Origin of the sequence: Phenylobacterium aquaticum (assembly GCF_022695515.1) — a bacterium.
GTDB classification, from domain to species: Bacteria; Pseudomonadota; Alphaproteobacteria; order Caulobacterales; family Caulobacteraceae; genus Phenylobacterium; species Phenylobacterium aquaticum.
This window is the reverse complement of record NZ_JALDPT010000025.1, coordinates 49,647-63,435: the sequence shown is the minus strand read 5'-3', so window position 1 is coordinate 63,435 and position 13,789 is coordinate 49,647. Positions and strand designations below refer to the sequence as shown.

At 70.7% G+C, this 13,789-nt stretch carries 18 protein-coding genes; 12 read left to right on the top strand and 6 right to left on the bottom strand.

The genetic code is table 11. From position 1 onward, the window contains the following. Positions 1-110: 110 nt before the first annotated feature. The gene (locus tag MQH10_RS17625; RefSeq protein WP_242565319.1) at positions 111-1,823 is read left to right on the top strand and encodes a hypothetical protein; all 1,713 of its coding nucleotides are present in this window, start codon (positions 111-113) and stop codon (positions 1,821-1,823) included. Between the two features lie 125 nt (positions 1,824-1,948). On the opposite strand, the gene pseC is transcribed toward MQH10_RS17625, so the two are convergent. Together pseC and pseB are read right to left on the bottom strand one after the other, a co-directional pair. Continuing rightward, positions 1,949-3,112: a UDP-4-amino-4,6-dideoxy-N-acetyl-beta-L-altrosamine transaminase gene (gene pseC, locus MQH10_RS17620; protein WP_242565318.1), complete on the bottom strand. Its 1,164-nt coding sequence runs from the start codon at positions 3,110-3,112 to the stop codon at positions 1,949-1,951. 19 nt (positions 3,113-3,131) lie between these two features. Continuing rightward, complete coding sequence (pseB, locus tag MQH10_RS17615) at positions 3,132-4,184, bottom strand: UDP-N-acetylglucosamine 4,6-dehydratase (inverting) (protein ID WP_242565317.1); 1,053 nt, start codon at positions 4,182-4,184, stop codon at positions 3,132-3,134. 97 nt (positions 4,185-4,281) lie between these two features. Here pseB and MQH10_RS17610 point away from each other — a divergent pair, with 97 nt between their 5' ends. After that, positions 4,282-4,695, top strand: coding sequence for a hypothetical protein (locus MQH10_RS17610; RefSeq protein WP_242565316.1), 414 nt, complete (start codon positions 4,282-4,284; stop codon positions 4,693-4,695). A 3-nt stretch (positions 4,696-4,698) separates the two neighbouring features. Here MQH10_RS17610 and MQH10_RS17605 read toward each other — a convergent pair whose 3' ends face one another. Then, complete coding sequence (locus MQH10_RS17605) at positions 4,699-5,004, bottom strand: 4a-hydroxytetrahydrobiopterin dehydratase (RefSeq protein ID WP_242565315.1); 306 nt, start codon at positions 5,002-5,004, stop codon at positions 4,699-4,701. Then, entirely contained in the window at positions 5,001-5,654 is a 654-nt protein-coding gene (locus MQH10_RS17600) for an HAD-IA family hydrolase (protein ID WP_242565314.1), read from the bottom strand. Before MQH10_RS17600 ends, MQH10_RS17605 begins: the two co-directional genes overlap by 4 nt. Positions 5,655-5,725: 71 nt before the next feature. Between MQH10_RS17600 and MQH10_RS17595 the strand changes: the two genes are divergently transcribed. The 7 genes from MQH10_RS17595 to MQH10_RS17560 all read left to right on the top strand — a co-directional run bounded on the left by MQH10_RS17595 (position 5,726) and on the right by MQH10_RS17560 (position 10,462). After that, on the top strand, positions 5,726-6,094 hold the full coding sequence (locus MQH10_RS17595) for a VanZ family protein (protein WP_242565313.1): 369 nt from the start codon (positions 5,726-5,728) through the stop codon (positions 6,092-6,094). After that, positions 6,091-6,909: a heme-dependent oxidative N-demethylase subunit alpha family protein gene (locus MQH10_RS17590; protein ID WP_242565312.1), complete on the top strand. Its 819-nt coding sequence runs from the start codon at positions 6,091-6,093 to the stop codon at positions 6,907-6,909. Before MQH10_RS17595 ends, MQH10_RS17590 begins: the two co-directional genes overlap by 4 nt. A gap of 45 nt (positions 6,910-6,954) precedes the next feature. Beyond that, a complete protein-coding gene (locus MQH10_RS17585; protein ID WP_242565311.1) occupies positions 6,955-7,167 on the top strand; it encodes a hypothetical protein in 213 nt (70 codons plus the stop codon). Further along, positions 7,164-7,544, top strand: coding sequence for a hypothetical protein (locus tag MQH10_RS17580; RefSeq protein WP_242565310.1), 381 nt, complete (start codon positions 7,164-7,166; stop codon positions 7,542-7,544). The genes MQH10_RS17585 and MQH10_RS17580 overlap by 4 nt, the downstream gene beginning before the upstream one ends. 248 nt (positions 7,545-7,792) lie before the next feature. Continuing rightward, positions 7,793-8,545 (top strand): hypothetical protein, encoded by a 753-nt coding sequence (locus tag MQH10_RS17570; RefSeq protein WP_242565308.1) that lies wholly within the window; start codon positions 7,793-7,795, stop codon positions 8,543-8,545. A gap of 118 nt (positions 8,546-8,663) precedes the next feature. After that, positions 8,664-9,575: a helix-turn-helix domain-containing protein gene (locus MQH10_RS17565; protein ID WP_242565307.1), complete on the top strand. Its 912-nt coding sequence runs from the start codon at positions 8,664-8,666 to the stop codon at positions 9,573-9,575. A 110-nt stretch (positions 9,576-9,685) separates the two neighbouring features. Continuing rightward, positions 9,686-10,462 carry a tyrosine-protein phosphatase gene (locus MQH10_RS17560; RefSeq protein ID WP_242565306.1) on the top strand — a complete coding sequence of 259 codons (777 nt, stop codon included), beginning with the start codon at positions 9,686-9,688 and terminating at the stop codon, positions 10,460-10,462. On the opposite strand, the gene MQH10_RS17555 is transcribed toward MQH10_RS17560, so the two are convergent. Continuing rightward, positions 10,459-12,123 (bottom strand): glycosyltransferase family 4 protein, encoded by a 1,665-nt coding sequence (locus MQH10_RS17555; protein WP_242565305.1) that lies wholly within the window; start codon positions 12,121-12,123, stop codon positions 10,459-10,461. The two genes, MQH10_RS17560 and MQH10_RS17555, sit on opposite strands and share 4 nt — an antisense overlap. A 152-nt stretch (positions 12,124-12,275) precedes the next feature. Between MQH10_RS17555 and MQH10_RS17550 the strand changes: the two genes are divergently transcribed. From MQH10_RS17550 to MQH10_RS17540, 3 genes are all read left to right on the top strand, one after another. Then, positions 12,276-12,413: a hypothetical protein gene (locus MQH10_RS17550; RefSeq protein ID WP_242565304.1), complete on the top strand. Its 138-nt coding sequence runs from the start codon at positions 12,276-12,278 to the stop codon at positions 12,411-12,413. A 104-nt stretch (positions 12,414-12,517) separates the two neighbouring features. Beyond that, a complete protein-coding gene (locus MQH10_RS17545) occupies positions 12,518-12,826 on the top strand; it encodes a hypothetical protein (RefSeq protein WP_242565303.1) in 309 nt (102 codons plus the stop codon). After that, positions 12,823-13,092 (top strand): hypothetical protein, encoded by a 270-nt coding sequence (locus tag MQH10_RS17540; RefSeq protein WP_242565302.1) that lies wholly within the window; start codon positions 12,823-12,825, stop codon positions 13,090-13,092. The genes MQH10_RS17545 and MQH10_RS17540 overlap by 4 nt, the downstream gene beginning before the upstream one ends. Here MQH10_RS17540 and MQH10_RS17535 read toward each other — a convergent pair. Then, complete coding sequence (locus tag MQH10_RS17535) at positions 13,089-13,637, bottom strand: class I SAM-dependent methyltransferase (protein ID WP_242565301.1); 549 nt, start codon at positions 13,635-13,637, stop codon at positions 13,089-13,091. The genes MQH10_RS17540 and MQH10_RS17535 overlap by 4 nt on opposite strands. Between the last annotated feature and the right edge of the window lie 152 nt (positions 13,638-13,789).

Below are 13,789 nucleotides of genomic sequence, written 5' to 3'. Positions count from 1 at the left end.
CCCCAAGCCGTGGAATCGCGCCGTTCAATCCGTGTGTCATGGGGTCGCAGCGTTAAATCAGACCTTAAGCTTGTTCGCGGAACCTTGTGAGACGAAGGCGGGGGACCGGGATGACCGGCGCACAGATACACTACGAGCTCTTTATCCGTCGGACGCCGGGCGCCGCCTGGGTCCTGGACATGGCGACGGAGAACCGCGCCCTGGCCACCAAGACGGCCGAGGAGATGATGGCGGCCGGCAAGGTCGCCGCCGTCAAGGTCACCAAGGAATCGCTGAACCCGGAGACCCGGGAGTTCCAGTCGATCGCGATCATGACGCTCGGCGCCGCCGAGCCGTCCAAGGCCAAGCCGGTCCGCGAGGACAACGAGCCGCTCTGCTTCACGCCCCAGGACCTCTACACCGTCCACGCCCGCGACCGCATCGGCCGCCTGCTGGAGCACTGGCTGGACCGGCGCAACGCCACCCCCTTCGAACTGCTGCACCGCCCCGACCTGGTCGAGGAGCTTGAAAACTCCGGCACCGACCTGCAGCACGCCATCCAGAAGATCGCCATCCCCGAGGCCCAGGCGCGCGGCAAGACCGTCCATGAGCTGATGCGCACCTTCCAGGGCCTGGTCGAGCGCGCGATCGAGCGGATCCTGAAGGATTCCAAGAAGGGCAATCTGCCCGACGTCGACAAGGAAGGCTTCGCCAAGGCCGCCGAGCGGGTCAGCCGCGAGCCGGAGCGCGCCTATCTGCTGGGGGCCGGCGTCGCCGCCTCCATCGCCCCGGCCCGCACCTGGCCGGACAAGGTCATCCGCCTGCTCGATCTGGCCGACGCCGCCCCGGTCGTGGGCCCGCCGCGCGGCCTGGCCCTGGGGGTGATCGAACAGCCCCTGGCCGAGATCCTCGGCTCCCGCGCCGGCCTCGACGAGCTGATCGGCAAGGACCTGGATCTGGGCGTGCGGCTGGCCGCCATGGCCCGGCTGGCGGCGGCCGGTCCCGTCGCCGCCCTGATGAAGATCGAGCCGGCGGTGGCCAAGATCATGCCGCCGGAGACCGTCGCCACCCAGCGCCTGGCCAAGTGGCTGGCGACCGAGGATTTCCAGGCCGTCCGGGTCGCCATCGCGCGCCGCGTGCTGCGCGAGCTGACCGGCCCGCGGCGCCTGCGGCCCAACGATCCGACCGGCGAGATCGAGACCCTGCGGGCGCTCGCCATGGCGCTCACCGCCGCGGCCGGCTCGCTCGTGCCGCTGGACGAGGTGCAGGCCGCCTTCGTCACCCGCTCCAAGACCCTGCTCACCCCCGACTTCGTGGAGTCCTATATCGGCCGCGACCGCTCGGCGAAGGACGAGATCGAGGCCCTGATGTGGCTGGCCGAGAACGTCATCGGCGCGGTCAACAAGCGCCAGGCGGGCCGCTATCTGGCCTCGGCCATCGGCAGCCTGCGGTTCGAGAAGGAGCTGCGCAACGGCCCCGACGCGCCCGGCGTGAAGCTGGAAGTCCTGGCCCAGCTGCAGCGCGGCGTGGCCCGCGGCGGCCTGGTGCCCGAGGACTACGGCCCCCTGCAGGCCAAGATCGGCGATGTGGGCGGCCAGGTGGAGGCCGACGCCAAGGTGGTCACGACGCTCGCCCGCGGCCAGTCGGCGCCGGCGCTGCGGCTGCTGGTCCTGCTGCGCATGGCGGCTGGAGAGATCTCGCCGATCGGACCCGCCGCCGACCGCGCCCGCGCCGAGGCGCTGAAGCTGATCCGCCAGGACGAGACCCGCAACGACCTCGCCCGCGCGCCTGAGCGCATGGGCCAGGTCCGCCAGCTGATGGAACAGATCACCAAGGCGGCCTAAAGCCCCAACTTCCGCTCATCCCCGCGAAGGCGGGGACCCAAGCGGGCTCACCGCGGGCAGGGCAAACGGCGCGACATCCACCGATTCAGCTTGGATCCCCGCCTGTGCGGGGATGAGCGGTTGGACTAAACCCCCAGCACGTCCTTCAACGCCCCGGCCACATGGTCCACATCTGCCTCGGTCATGGCAGGATAGAGCGGCAGGGACAGGCAGCGATCGTACCAAGCGTCCGCTCCGACCAGGCGCTGTTCGCCATAGCGGGCGACATAATAGGGCTGGCGGCTGACCGGGATGTAGTGGACCTGGGTCCCGACGCCGCGGGCCCGCAAGGCTTCGACCACCTCGATCCGCGTCAGGCCCAGCCCTGCGAAATCGACCAGCACCGTCATCAGGTGCAGGACCGGGTCGCTCCAGGCCGGGGTCGCGGCGATCCTCAGGGCGGGCGAGAGCGGCGCCAGCGCGGCCTGATAGCGGACCGCCAGCGCCTTCCGGCGGGCGGCGAAGCGATCGAGCTTGGCGAGCTGCGACAGGCCGAGCGCGCAGAGAATGTCGGGCAGGCGGTAATTGAAGCCGGGCTCCGGCATCTCGTACCACCAAGGCTCACAGCCTTCCGGCCGCACCATGCCGTGGCTGCGCAGGGTCCTCAGGCGTTGCGCCAGGGCATGGTCATTGGTGGTGACCATGCCCCCCTCGCCGGTGGCGATGGTCTTGACCGGATGGAACGAGAAGGTCGCCATGGCCGAGTGGCGGACATCGCCCACCCGCTCGCGGGTGTTGCCGAAGACCGCCTCCGAACCCAGGGCGTGCGGCGCGTCCTCGACCAGCACGGCGCCGGCCTCGGCCGCCAGCCGGGCCAGGGCCGGCAGTTCGGCGACATCGCCGCGCAGATGCACCGGCAGCACGGCGCGAAGCCTGCGGTCGCCGACCTTCTCCAGGGCCTGGGCCAGGGTGTCGGGGGTCATCAGGCCGCTGTCGGGATCGACGTCGGCGAACACCACCTCGGCGCCGACATAGCGGGCGCAGTTGGCGGTGGCGAGGAAGGTGACGGCCGGGGCGATGCAGACCTCGCCCGGCTGCACGTCGAGCGCCAGCATGGCCAGATGCAGGGCCGCCGTGCCATTGGCGCAGGCCACCGCATGGGCGGCGCCCACCGTCTCGGCGAAGGCGGTCTCGAAGGCCTCGACCCGCGGGCCGGTGGTCAGGAAGTCGGCGCGCAGGGCCTCGACCACCGCGGCGATGTCGTCGTCCTCGATCGTCTGGCGGCCATAGGGCAGGACGGCGTCGGTCATGGCTGGGCCCTCCTGGACCTCAGTCCGTGGCGCGCCGGCGGGGCGGCGCCGGATCGTTCAGCAGCTCGAGCAGGCCGGGCCCGCTCAGCCATTCGGTGTTGGTGTCGCTGGCGTAGGAGAAGCCCTCCGGGGCCATGGGCATGGTCTTGGCGTAGGACTCGCGCGGATATTCCACGAAGGCCGGCTCGATGGCGTAGCGGTCGCCGAGATCCACCGTGGTGCGGGCGTCGTCGACCGAGATCATCATCTCGTGCAGCTTCTCGCCCGGCCGGATGCCGATGACCTTGGTCGGCACGCCGGGCGCCATGGCCTCGGCCAGATCGGTCATTTTCATGGAGGGGATCTTGGGCACGAAGATCTCGCCGCCGCGCATCAGGCTGAAGGACGAGAGCACGAAGTCCACGCCCTGGTTCAGGGTGATCCAGAACCGGGTCATCCGCGGGTCGGTGATCGGCAGCTCGCTCACCCCCTTGGCTAGCAGGCGCTGGAAGAGCGGCGCGACCGAGCCGCGCGAGCCCACCACATTGCCGTAGCGCACCACCGAGAACCGCGCCCCGATGTCGCCGGACAGATTGTTGGCCGCCACGAAGGTCTTGTCCGAGGCGAGCTTGGTCGCCCCGTAGAGATTGGCCGGGTTGCAGGCCTTGTCGGTGGACAGCGCCACCACCTGCTTCACGCGGTTGGCGAGGCAGGCCCAGACCACGTTCTCCGCGCCCATGATGTTGGTGTGGATGCATTCGGAAGGGTTGTATTCCGCCGCCGGCACCTGTTTCAGCGCCGCCGCGTGCACCACGATGTCGACGCCCCGGAAGGCCAGCGTCAGGCGCTCGCGATCGCGCACGTCGCCCAGGAAGAAGCGCATGGCCGACAGGGTCTGGGCGTCGAACTTTTCCGCCAGGTCGATCTGCATCTCGTGCTGCTTCAGCTCGTCGCGGGAGAAGACGATCAGCTTGCGCGGCCGGAAGCGGCTGAGGACCGTCTCGATGAAGCGCTTGCCGAACGAGCCGGTGCCGCCGGTGACCAGGATCACCTTGCCGTCGAGATCGGGGGTATTGTCGGCGAACCGGTGCACGGGCGGGCCTCTTTCGGGGCGGAATGCGAATCTTCGCCGCACTCTCGGCGCGCCCGCGTAAAGAGACCGCTAACCATGATGTGGCGCTCTGTCGCGCATGGATCGTCGCCGACTGCTCAGCCTTGCGCTCATCGCCGCCCTCGCCCCGGCCGCCGCCCGGGCCAGCAAGCCCAAGGCCGAGGCCGAGGGCGACAAGAAGTCGGGCGGAACCTCCTACATCGCCATCGCCACCCTGACGGCGACCGTGGTCAAGCCCGGCGGCCGGCGCGGGGTGATGACCGTCGACTGCGGGATCGACATTCCCAACAAGGCCCTGCACGACAAGGCCCAGCTGATCCTGCCCCGGTTGCGGGCGGCCTTCATCCAGACCGTGCAGATCTACGCCGCCGGTATGCCGGCCGGCCCGCCGCCCAGCATCGACTATCTGTCGCGGGAGCTGCAGCGCCAGACCGACGTCACCCTGGGCGGGCCCGGCGCCAAGCTGCTGCTCGGCTCGGTGCTGCTGAACTAGGGCCTATTCGCCGCCGGCGGCCTGGGCCGCCGCGTCCATGAACTTGGCCATCGTCAGGTCGAGCTCCGTCACCCCGTCGGCGTCATGGGTGGTGAGCGTCACCTCGACCCGGTTGTAGACATTGAACCATTCGGGATGGTGGTCGAGCTGCTCGGCGCGGATCGCCGCGCGGGTCATGAACCCGAAGGCCGTGTTGAAATCGGCGAAACGATAGCGACGGAAGATCGCCTCCCGCGCCCCCTCGGCCCGGCTCCAGCCGGGCAGCTGGGCGAGCGCCGCCTCCGCCCCGATCCGGGCCGGCCGGCTCACGCCGCGGTCCCGAAGGTCAGGCCGGTCAGGGCCGCGAGCTCGGTCAGGGTCTGGTCGACATCGACCACCTTGATCGCCTTCATGCCCAGCTGGGCGGCCGGCTTGCAGTTGATGCCGAGGTCGTCGAGATAGACGCAGTTGGCCGGATCGACGGCGAGCAGCTCGCACATCATCAGATAGATCTTGGGGTCGGGCTTGCGCACGCCCGCCTTGGAGCTCTCGATGATGGCGTCGAACAACGGCATCACCTGGCCCATGGCGCCGGCCATGCGCTGGCCCGCATCCTGGCCGGGGCTGTGCTCGGAGACCACATTATTGGTGATGCAGCCGACCTTGTACTGAGCCTTGCAGGCCTTCAGCGCCTCGACCATCGCCGGACGCAGCATGCCCGACAGGAGCGGCAGGACCTCGCGGCCGGGGACCGGATGGCCGAGCGCCGTCGACTCCGCCAGGAACAGCTCGTCGAACCGCGCCGTGCTGATCTCGTTGCGCTCGAACAGGGCCCAGGCGTTGGTGTCGGGATCGGTGGCGTTGACCCGGCGGATCAGGTCCTTGGGCAGGCCCTTCTCCGCCTCATAGCGATTGAAGGCCTCGAAGGGCGAGGTGGTGAACACCCCGCCGAAATCCCAGATCACCGCCTCGATCGCCATGGTCGCTCCAGCCTTGAAAATGCGGCGCGACGCTAGTTAGCGAGGCCATGTCGTGCAAGAGAACTCCACGCATGTTTCCCGCGATCCTTCCCCGTCCCCTGCGTCTCGCCCTCTATGCCGCCGCCGTCGGCGTGCTGTTCTGGCTGACGCTGTCCCCCACGGACGAGCTGCCCAAGGTCACGCTGTGGGACAAGGCCGAGCATGCGCTCGCCTGGTTCGTGCTGACGGCTCTGGGCCTGGTGCTGTCGCCCCGGCGGCCCCGGGCGATTGCCGTCTTCGCGCTCTTCCTCGGGGTGCTGGTCGAGGTGCTTCAGGCCATCCTGCCGGTGGGGCGCGACGCCGACTGGCATGACGCGGTCGCCGACAGCGTGGGCGTGTTCGCCGCCCTCGGCCTCTACGCCCTGGGCCTACGGCTCGCGCGGGGACGGACGGACCCATGAGCCTGCGCCACACGCCCTGGGCCGAGGGTCATGATTTCTCCATCGGCCTGAAGCCGATCGCCGAGGATCAATGGCTGGAAGGCGGAGAGGCCGATCCCGCCGCCCGCAAGGACGCCCTGCTCGCCGCCCACCGCGACCTGGTCTGGGGCGAGACGCCGGGGTCGCGGGCCGGCCAGGCCGAGATCGCCGCCCTGCTGGGCGTCGCGCCGCCAGACGGCGAGCCCCCGCTGCTCGCCGCCGCCCGCACCGTCTCCGACGACCTGATCCTGATGGAGAAGACCGACGGCGCCTGGCGCGTCACCGCGCTCAGCCTGTCGGCCCCCACCTTCTTCACGGCGGCCGAGGTGCTGGGCAAGAGCCTGGCCGACCTGCACGGCCCGGTGCACGGCTTCGCCGCCCGGTTCCTGGCCCGCGTGCAGCGGATCTTCGAGGGCCTGCGCCCCGGCCTGATCCTGGAGCGCCGCAACTGGACGGTGGTCAATTCCGGCGAGAGCTTCACGCCCCATTCGGCGCCGGTGCGGGCCCGCATCCCGGACCTGACGCCCCAGACCACCGGCCGCGATCTCTATATCCGCGTGGAGCGCCAGACCCTGCGCCGCCTGCCCGCCACCGGGGGCGCCCTGTTCACCATCCGGGTGTGGCTCGATCCCCTGGACGCCCTGGTCCAGGACCCCGAGCGCCTGGGCGCCTTCGCCCGCGCCTGGCGCAACGCCCCGCCGGATTTCAAGGCCTATAAGGGTTTTTCGCTCTATGGGCCTCTCGTGGAGGGGTTTCTTCGCGCTCACGGTGAAACCCACAGCGTTAACGAAACCTGATCCGCATCCTCCGGCCGCCTCATTCCCGAGCCGCCGGAGGAGCCCATGCGCCTCAGCCTCATACCGATCAGTCTCGCGCTCCTGGCCCTGGGGGCCTGCGATTCCGTGACCAAGCTCGCCCAGCGCCAGGCCCCGGCCGCGGCGCCCGCCTGCCGTCCCGCCGAGACGGCGCCGGCCTGCCCCGGCATGGCCCCCGAACGGCCCGCGCCCGCCACCGCCACGGCTGAGATCGCGCCCTATCCGGCCGCCCCTATGTGACGGTCGAACGGCCGGCCCCGCGCCGGGTCTTCCACCGCGTGGTCGCCCATCGCCAGCACGCCATCGCCGAGGTGCGCCAGTACGCCTACGCCCACGAGGAGGGCTTCGCCGGCGGCCCCCGTCCCGCGCCGCCCTATGACGGCCAGGTCGAGGCGCCCGAGCGCCGCGCCTACGCCCGGATCGAGAGCGAGAGCCGCTACAGCGAGACCGAGCGCTATTCGGAAGAGTCCCGCGCCTATGGCGCCTCGGGCTCGGCCTATGGCGGCGGCTACGTCCAGACCGCCCGGGCGGTCTGCGCCTGCGGCCCCGTCCCGGCCGCCGGCCGCGACCGCAACGGCTTCCTCACCTGGCCCGGCAAGCCCGCCGCCCGTCCTTAAGAGTCCATTCACCATTGGCCCGGCGCTTGCCGGGCCCAGGCCTCACGGTCCCGCTTCGGGACGCTTGAGGGGAAACACCAAGAATGCGTTCGCCCAACGGACCACTGTTCAAGCGCTACGAAATCGTCGCCATCGTCCTGTTCCTGACGGCCGCCGCCGCCGTCGCCGGCATGAAGCTCGTCTACTGAGACGGCTTGCCGGCCGCCCGCGCCGCCGGCTAAGCCAAGCGCCTCGGACGGAGGCGAACCATGACGGACCGCAGGTCGATCTTCCTCGCCACCCCCTGTTTCGGCGGCGCGGTGCACATCCACTTCATGCGCTCCGTGCTGGATCTGCAGGCCGCCTGCGCGGCCCGGGGCGTGCCGCTGCATGTCGAGCTGCGGGGCGGCGACGCCCTGATCACCCGGGCCCGCGCGGTGCTGGCCGCCCAGTTCCTGGCCAGCGACGCCACCCACCTCCTGTTCATCGACGCCGACATCGGCTTCACCCCGGACCAGGTCTTCCGGCTGCTCGACGCCGACCGCGACATGGTCGGCGGGGTCTATCCGGCCAAGCATATCGACTGGGACAAGGTCCGGCAGGCCGCCGCCAAGGGACTGAAGGATCTTCAGGCGGCGTCGGTCGCCTATGTCGTGCGCTTCCTGCCCAGCCCGACCAACAGCGTCGAGGTCGATGACGACGGCTTCGGACCCGTCGCCTATCTGGGCGGCGGCTTCCTGATGCTCACCCGCAAGGCGGTGAGCGACATCGCGGCCGCCCACCCCGAACTGCGCGCCAAGATGGGCGACATCCTCGGCCCCGGCGGCGGCAAGGCCGATGCGCCGCTGATCTTCGAGACCCTGATCGAGCCCGAGACCAGGGAGCTGCTCTCCGAGGACTACGCCCTGTGCCGGCGCTGGCGCGATCTCGGCGGCCAGGTGTTCGCCGACTTCCGGACCCGCCTGGTCCATGTGGGTCACAACGCCTATTCCGGCAGCCTGATGGACGCCCAGGCGCGCTAGATTTTAGAGCTCGCGATACCCGAAATGGTGAGTTTTCGGGGGTCGCCTCTTGCGGATCACAGCGTTACGTCGCACCTGTCCGGGCGAACGGAGCGCGACGCTCCCATGGGCGAGCGGCATGAAGGCGAGACTGGTTTCCAGGCTGACGGTCGACTACCTGCTGGGCCTGCTGGATCAGCTCCGCGCGGCCTTCGACGGCGACATCGTCAAGGGCGTCGTCTTTCTGGCGGTCACCCAATGCAATGTGGGCCACATCGATCGTGATCCCGCACTGGCGGGCCAGTGGGCCGATCTTGAGACCCCGCCGCCGGACAATCTGCGCCGCCCCGTCTCGGCCGGCGTCGTCGCCCAGACCCTGGGACTGCCCAAGGAGACGGCGCGCCGCAAGGTCCGCCAGCTGGTCGCGGAGCGCTATTTCGCCCTCGCGCCGGGCGGCGTGATCGTCCCGCAGCGGGTGTTCCTGCGGCCCGGCAATCTCGGCGCCCTTCGGCGCAACGCCGCCCAGCTGCGCCAGCTCTACGCCGCCCTCTCCCAGGGCGGGGTGTCGATGGCGCGGGACTACGCCCTGGCGCCGGGCGATGTCCGACTGCGCCAATTGGGTCGGTTCAGCACCGACTTCGTGTTGCGGGCCGTGGACAGCATGCGCGGCCTGTTCGCGGGCGAGCTGCTGTCGGGCCTGATCTTCATGGCGATCGGGGCCGCCAATGTGCGCCACATCACCCAGGCGCCCGGCGATCCCTACGCCGATCTGGATGACCCGCCGCCGGACAGCGAGCGCCGGCCGATCTCCGCCTTGGCCCTTTCCAGGGAGCTGGGCATCCCGGCGGAGACCGTGCGCCGCCATGTGCGGCGGCTGGAGCAGGAGGGCTACTGCGTCGCGCGCCGCGACGGGGTGGTGGTCCCCAATGCGGTCCTGATGCGCGACGACTTCCGCATGGCCATCTCCAAGTGCGCGTCAGAGCTCCGATGGCTGCTGGCCCAGATGACCCGGGTCGGCCTGCTTCAACCCCGGCTGCTGGCGGCGACCTAAGCGCGCGCCTCCGCGCAGCGCCTCTCCTTAGGGCATCCTGACAAAGCGTCCGTCAGCTGTCACAGGACCGTGTCAGACTGATCGACGAGACGGACGAAGGACGAGACGGGATGAGCGCGCGGATTCTGCCCCTGACGGGAGTCGAGAACTTCCGGGACTATGGGGACTATCCCACCCGCGCGGGCGGACGCGTGGCGCGGGGCCGCCTCTACCGCTCCGCCCACCATGGCAAGGCGACCGCGCAAGATCTGGAGGCGATCGCCGCCCTCGACCTCGCCGCCGTGGTCGATCTGCGCCGGCCGCTGGAGCGCGACAGCGAGCCGACCCCGCGGCCGGCGGGCTTCCGCGGACAGGTCATCGAGTGCGATCTGGGCGACCGGGCCGAGGCCCCGCACGTGGCCTTCCTGCGCGAGACCGACCTGACGCCCGACAGCGCCAACGCCTTCTTCCTCGACTACTACGCCAACGCCCCGTTCGAACCGCGGCACCTGGAGCTGTTCCGCCGCTATTTCGCGGCCCTGGGCGAGGTCGACGGCCCGGTGCTGATCCACTGCACGGCCGGCAAGGACCGCACCGGCCTGCTGGCCGCCCTGACCCACCATCTGCTGGGCGTCCATCCCGATGACATCGCCGCCGACTATCTGCTGACCAACCAGGCCGCGCGGCTGGAGGAGCGGGCCCCGACCGTGGCCGAGAACCTCGAGAAGCTGCTGGGCAAGCGGCCCTCCGACGTGGCGGTGCGCGCCTTCCTGGGGGTCGACGCGGCCTATCTGGACGCGGCCTTCCGCGCCATCGCCGCCCGCCATGGTTCGACCGAGGCCTATCTGGCCGAACTCGGCGTGGACGCCGCGGCGGCGGACCGGCTGCGCGCGCGCCTGGTCGCCTAAAGCCAGTCGACGAGACCGAGCTTGGCCATCCAGGCCAGGCTCATATGGATCTGCCGCCGCCGCTCGGCCGGGAAGGCCAGCAGCAGGTCCCGCACTTTGCGCGGCGCGCCGTCGGCCAGGATCTCCAGCAGGCGGGCGTGCTCCGCCGCCTGGCCCCGCCAGACGCCGAAGGCGCGGTCGAGCTCGACCGTCTCGGCCCGCTCCAGGTCCGCGGGGCCGACGCCGGGGCGCAGGACGAGCGCGGTGTCGAGGCCCAGAATCTCGGTGGCGAAGCCCGCGAAGTCCGCGAAGGGATCGCCCCGGACCGGATCCAGGGCCGGGCGCGGCGCAGGACCCGGCGCGGCGGCGCGGACCTCGGCGAGCTCCTCGGTCAGGCTCTTGATCTGACGGGCCACCACCGGCCAGTCGCAGAAGGCCGCCACCCGCGCCCGCCCCGCCGCGCCCATCCGCCGGCGCAGGTCCGGGTCGGAGGCCAGCCGCGCCAGGGCCTCGGCGGCGCGGCCCACATGCACGGCCGTGTGCTGGGCCACGCTGCCCACATAGACCTGATAGGATTCGATCAGGGCGAGATGCCGGGCGGCGATCTGCCCGCCCAGCACGCCCGGCGGGCCGCCCAGGGTCGGGATCAGGAACCCCTCCACCCCGTCGCGCACCGTGTAGCGATAGCCATCCCAGTCGGAGGCCACCACCGGCAGCCCGGCCGCCATGGCCTCGATCGGGGTGATGCCGAAGGTCTCCTGGATGTTGTCGACCAGGGACAGGAAGATGTCGGACGCGGCCCACAGCTCGCCCAGCAGCCCGCGGTCATTGCCGTCGAGCAGGCGCAGCGCCACCGAGGGCGCATAGGCCTCCGCGGCCTGGACATAGCGACGGCGGTCGGCCTCGCCATTGGGGAACCAGCCGGCCATGGCGAAGGTCAGGCGCTTGCCCGACCGCTGGGCCGCCTCCTCCAGGGCCCGGAACATGGGCTGGGGAAAGGCCTTCTCGAAGAAGGACAGCCGCCCGACCCACAGGACCAGGATGTCCTCCGCCCCGACCCCCAGCTCGGCGCGGCGGCTGGACCGGACCTCGGGCCGATCCGCGGCCGCGGCCATGGCCGGCCCATCGACCCCGAGCGGGATCAGGGGCAGGCGCGGCGCCGGTCGCAAGGTCGCGCCGAACCGCTCGGCCATGTGGTCGCCCCAGGCCTCGAACATCTGCTCCACCGCATCGCGGACCGCGGGGGAGGTGCAGATCAGGGCGTCCCAGGGCTGGGTCGGGGCGACCAGATTGCCGGCGATCAGGGCGCGGATGGCCGGCGGGGCCAGGGTGTGGACCAGCCCCACCAGGCTGTAGGCGCGGTCGCCCACGGCGCGGCGTCGGTGCCAGGCGAGCTCGGCCAGGTCCGCCCCGCCACGCAGCAGGGTCCCGGCGCGGGCGGGCGCCCCATGGTCGAGCATGCTGGCGACGCCGACCGGCGTGACGGGGGTCTCGCCCGGATAGAGTCCCTCGGCCAGGGCCTCGGGTGGGACCTGGTTCAGGGTCATGAAGTCGATGCGGTCAAAGCCGCCATGCCGCCCGAGCGCCTGGTAGAGCTGGAGGTTGGCGACGTCGCGGCCGAAGGGATTGGCGCCCAGACCGACCTGTCCGCCGGGATTATGGATCGTCAGGCCGTGGGCCAATTCAGCCTCGTGATCTGGGGGCGGCGGGCCCGGGGAGTCGCGCCGACCATGCCCATCGCGCGCGCCGACAACAAGCCCGCCGGCCGCCCGGCTGTTGGAGTCCGGCGTGAAATGGGCTAACGGGGAAGCGTACAGGAAAGAGACCGGTTCCGATGGCTCGCGCCTTCGACATCGCCGAGACCTTCGCCACGGCCCGCAAGGCCGGGGGCGCCGCCCTGTGCAAACCCATGTTCGCCATGATGATTATCACCACCCAGCCGCAAGGACCGGGGCGAACGCGCGCGTCATAGACGCAGCCGACCAGATCGCAAGATCAGGAACCCCGCTCCCTCCGGACGCGGGGTTTTTTGTTGTGCGATCGGCCGGTCCTCCCCTCACACCAAGGACCCTGACCATGAACCTGCAACACGCCTCTGAACCCGATCCGGCCCGGTTCGCCGCCGCCGCCGATCCCGAGCCCACCCATGTCTTCCTGGTGGCCGCGCGCCACGCCCGCGCCGCCCTGCGCGCCATAGAGGACGGCCTGTGGGTCTCCGGCGCCGAGCTGCTCGGCCTGACCCTGCGGCCTGTCGGCCAGATCGTGGAGGCCGTGGTCCGGCTGGGCCATCTCGACGAGGCCGAGGCCCAGAGGCTCGCCACCCGCCTGTCCCAGGGCCTCGGCGTCCAGGGCGTGCGGGTCGAGCATCACTGGGGGCTCAAATGAGCTGGCCCGCCAATTCCGACGCCCAGGCCGGGCGTCATGTCTTCCTGGTGGAGATGGAGGCCGGGCCGGACGCCCTGCTGCGGGTGCTGAGCCCCTTCGCCCTGATGGGGGCGCGGGTGACCGGGCTCGATCTGACCGACCGCGAGACCCGCCTGGACCTGCGCATCGAGGCCCGGGGCCTGGGCCAGGCGGTCGCGGAGCATCTGGGACGCAGACTGCGGGCCATGCCGACCATTCACGGGGTCGGCCAGGGCTGGATCGGCTAGGCGGCCTTGGGGACGATCCGGCGCACCAGCACCCAGAATCCGGGGCCCATATTGTTGTGGGTCCTGAGCTCCAGGACGTCGAAATAGACCGCCAGCCGGCGCAGCCACCAGGAGCTGGGCTCCTGGATCAGGTGGGCGTTGCGGCCGTCGGACAGCACCTTGCCGGCCGGGCCCATATGGATCGAGAAGAAGCCCAGGCCGGTGGTCAGGCCGGCCAGCTCGGCGATGACGTTGTCGACGAACTCCGGCTCGATGTGCTCCAGCACGTCGATGCAGCAGACCAGATCGGCCGCCCGCGCCGGGCCATAGTCCGGAAAGGCCGGGTCATAGGGCCGGTACTCGACCGGCGGCGCGCCGGCCTCGGCGAGCGCGCGCAACAGGTTCTGCTTGCCGGCGCCGTAGTCCGACAGCGACTTGGCGTTGGTCTTCCTGATGATGTCGGCGACCAGCTTGCCGAACCCGAGCGAGGCGATCCCGTAGTTGGGGTTCTTGTGCAGCTCGACCTGCTGCTGGCGATAGTCCTCGCTGAACGTGGCCTTGTTCATGGGGTCCCCCTGGGTCGCGACGACATCGTCCCCGCCAGTCTAGTCAGACCGGCGCCTCAAGTCGACGGCGAGGGAACATTCAGGCGAGACGGATGGGCCAGGATGCGGTGTTGAGCCAAGCCCACCAGCGAGGGTGGCGGGCTTGGCACGCG

Coding starts and splice junctions, on each gene's coding strand:
- MQH10_RS17625 (WP_242565319.1), top strand. CDS start 111: ATGACCGGCGCACAGATACACTACGAGCTCTTTATCCGTCGGACGCCG.
- pseC (WP_242565318.1), bottom strand. CDS start 3,112: ATGACCGACGCCGTCCTGCCCTATGGCCGCCAGACGATCGAGGACGAC.
- MQH10_RS17610 (WP_242565316.1), top strand. CDS start 4,282: ATGGATCGTCGCCGACTGCTCAGCCTTGCGCTCATCGCCGCCCTCGCC.
- MQH10_RS17600 (WP_242565314.1), bottom strand. CDS start 5,654: ATGGCGATCGAGGCGGTGATCTGGGATTTCGGCGGGGTGTTCACCACC.
- MQH10_RS17595 (WP_242565313.1), top strand. CDS start 5,726: ATGTTTCCCGCGATCCTTCCCCGTCCCCTGCGTCTCGCCCTCTATGCC.
- MQH10_RS17590 (WP_242565312.1), top strand. CDS start 6,091: ATGAGCCTGCGCCACACGCCCTGGGCCGAGGGTCATGATTTCTCCATC.
- MQH10_RS17585 (WP_242565311.1), top strand. CDS start 6,955: ATGCGCCTCAGCCTCATACCGATCAGTCTCGCGCTCCTGGCCCTGGGG.
- MQH10_RS17570 (WP_242565308.1), top strand. CDS start 7,793: ATGACGGACCGCAGGTCGATCTTCCTCGCCACCCCCTGTTTCGGCGGC.
- MQH10_RS17565 (WP_242565307.1), top strand. CDS start 8,664: ATGAAGGCGAGACTGGTTTCCAGGCTGACGGTCGACTACCTGCTGGGC.
- MQH10_RS17560 (WP_242565306.1), top strand. CDS start 9,686: ATGAGCGCGCGGATTCTGCCCCTGACGGGAGTCGAGAACTTCCGGGAC.
- MQH10_RS17550 (WP_242565304.1), top strand. CDS start 12,276: ATGGCTCGCGCCTTCGACATCGCCGAGACCTTCGCCACGGCCCGCAAG.
- MQH10_RS17545 (WP_242565303.1), top strand. CDS start 12,518: ATGAACCTGCAACACGCCTCTGAACCCGATCCGGCCCGGTTCGCCGCC.
- MQH10_RS17540 (WP_242565302.1), top strand. CDS start 12,823: ATGAGCTGGCCCGCCAATTCCGACGCCCAGGCCGGGCGTCATGTCTTC.
- MQH10_RS17535 (WP_242565301.1), bottom strand. CDS start 13,637: ATGAACAAGGCCACGTTCAGCGAGGACTATCGCCAGCAGCAGGTCGAG.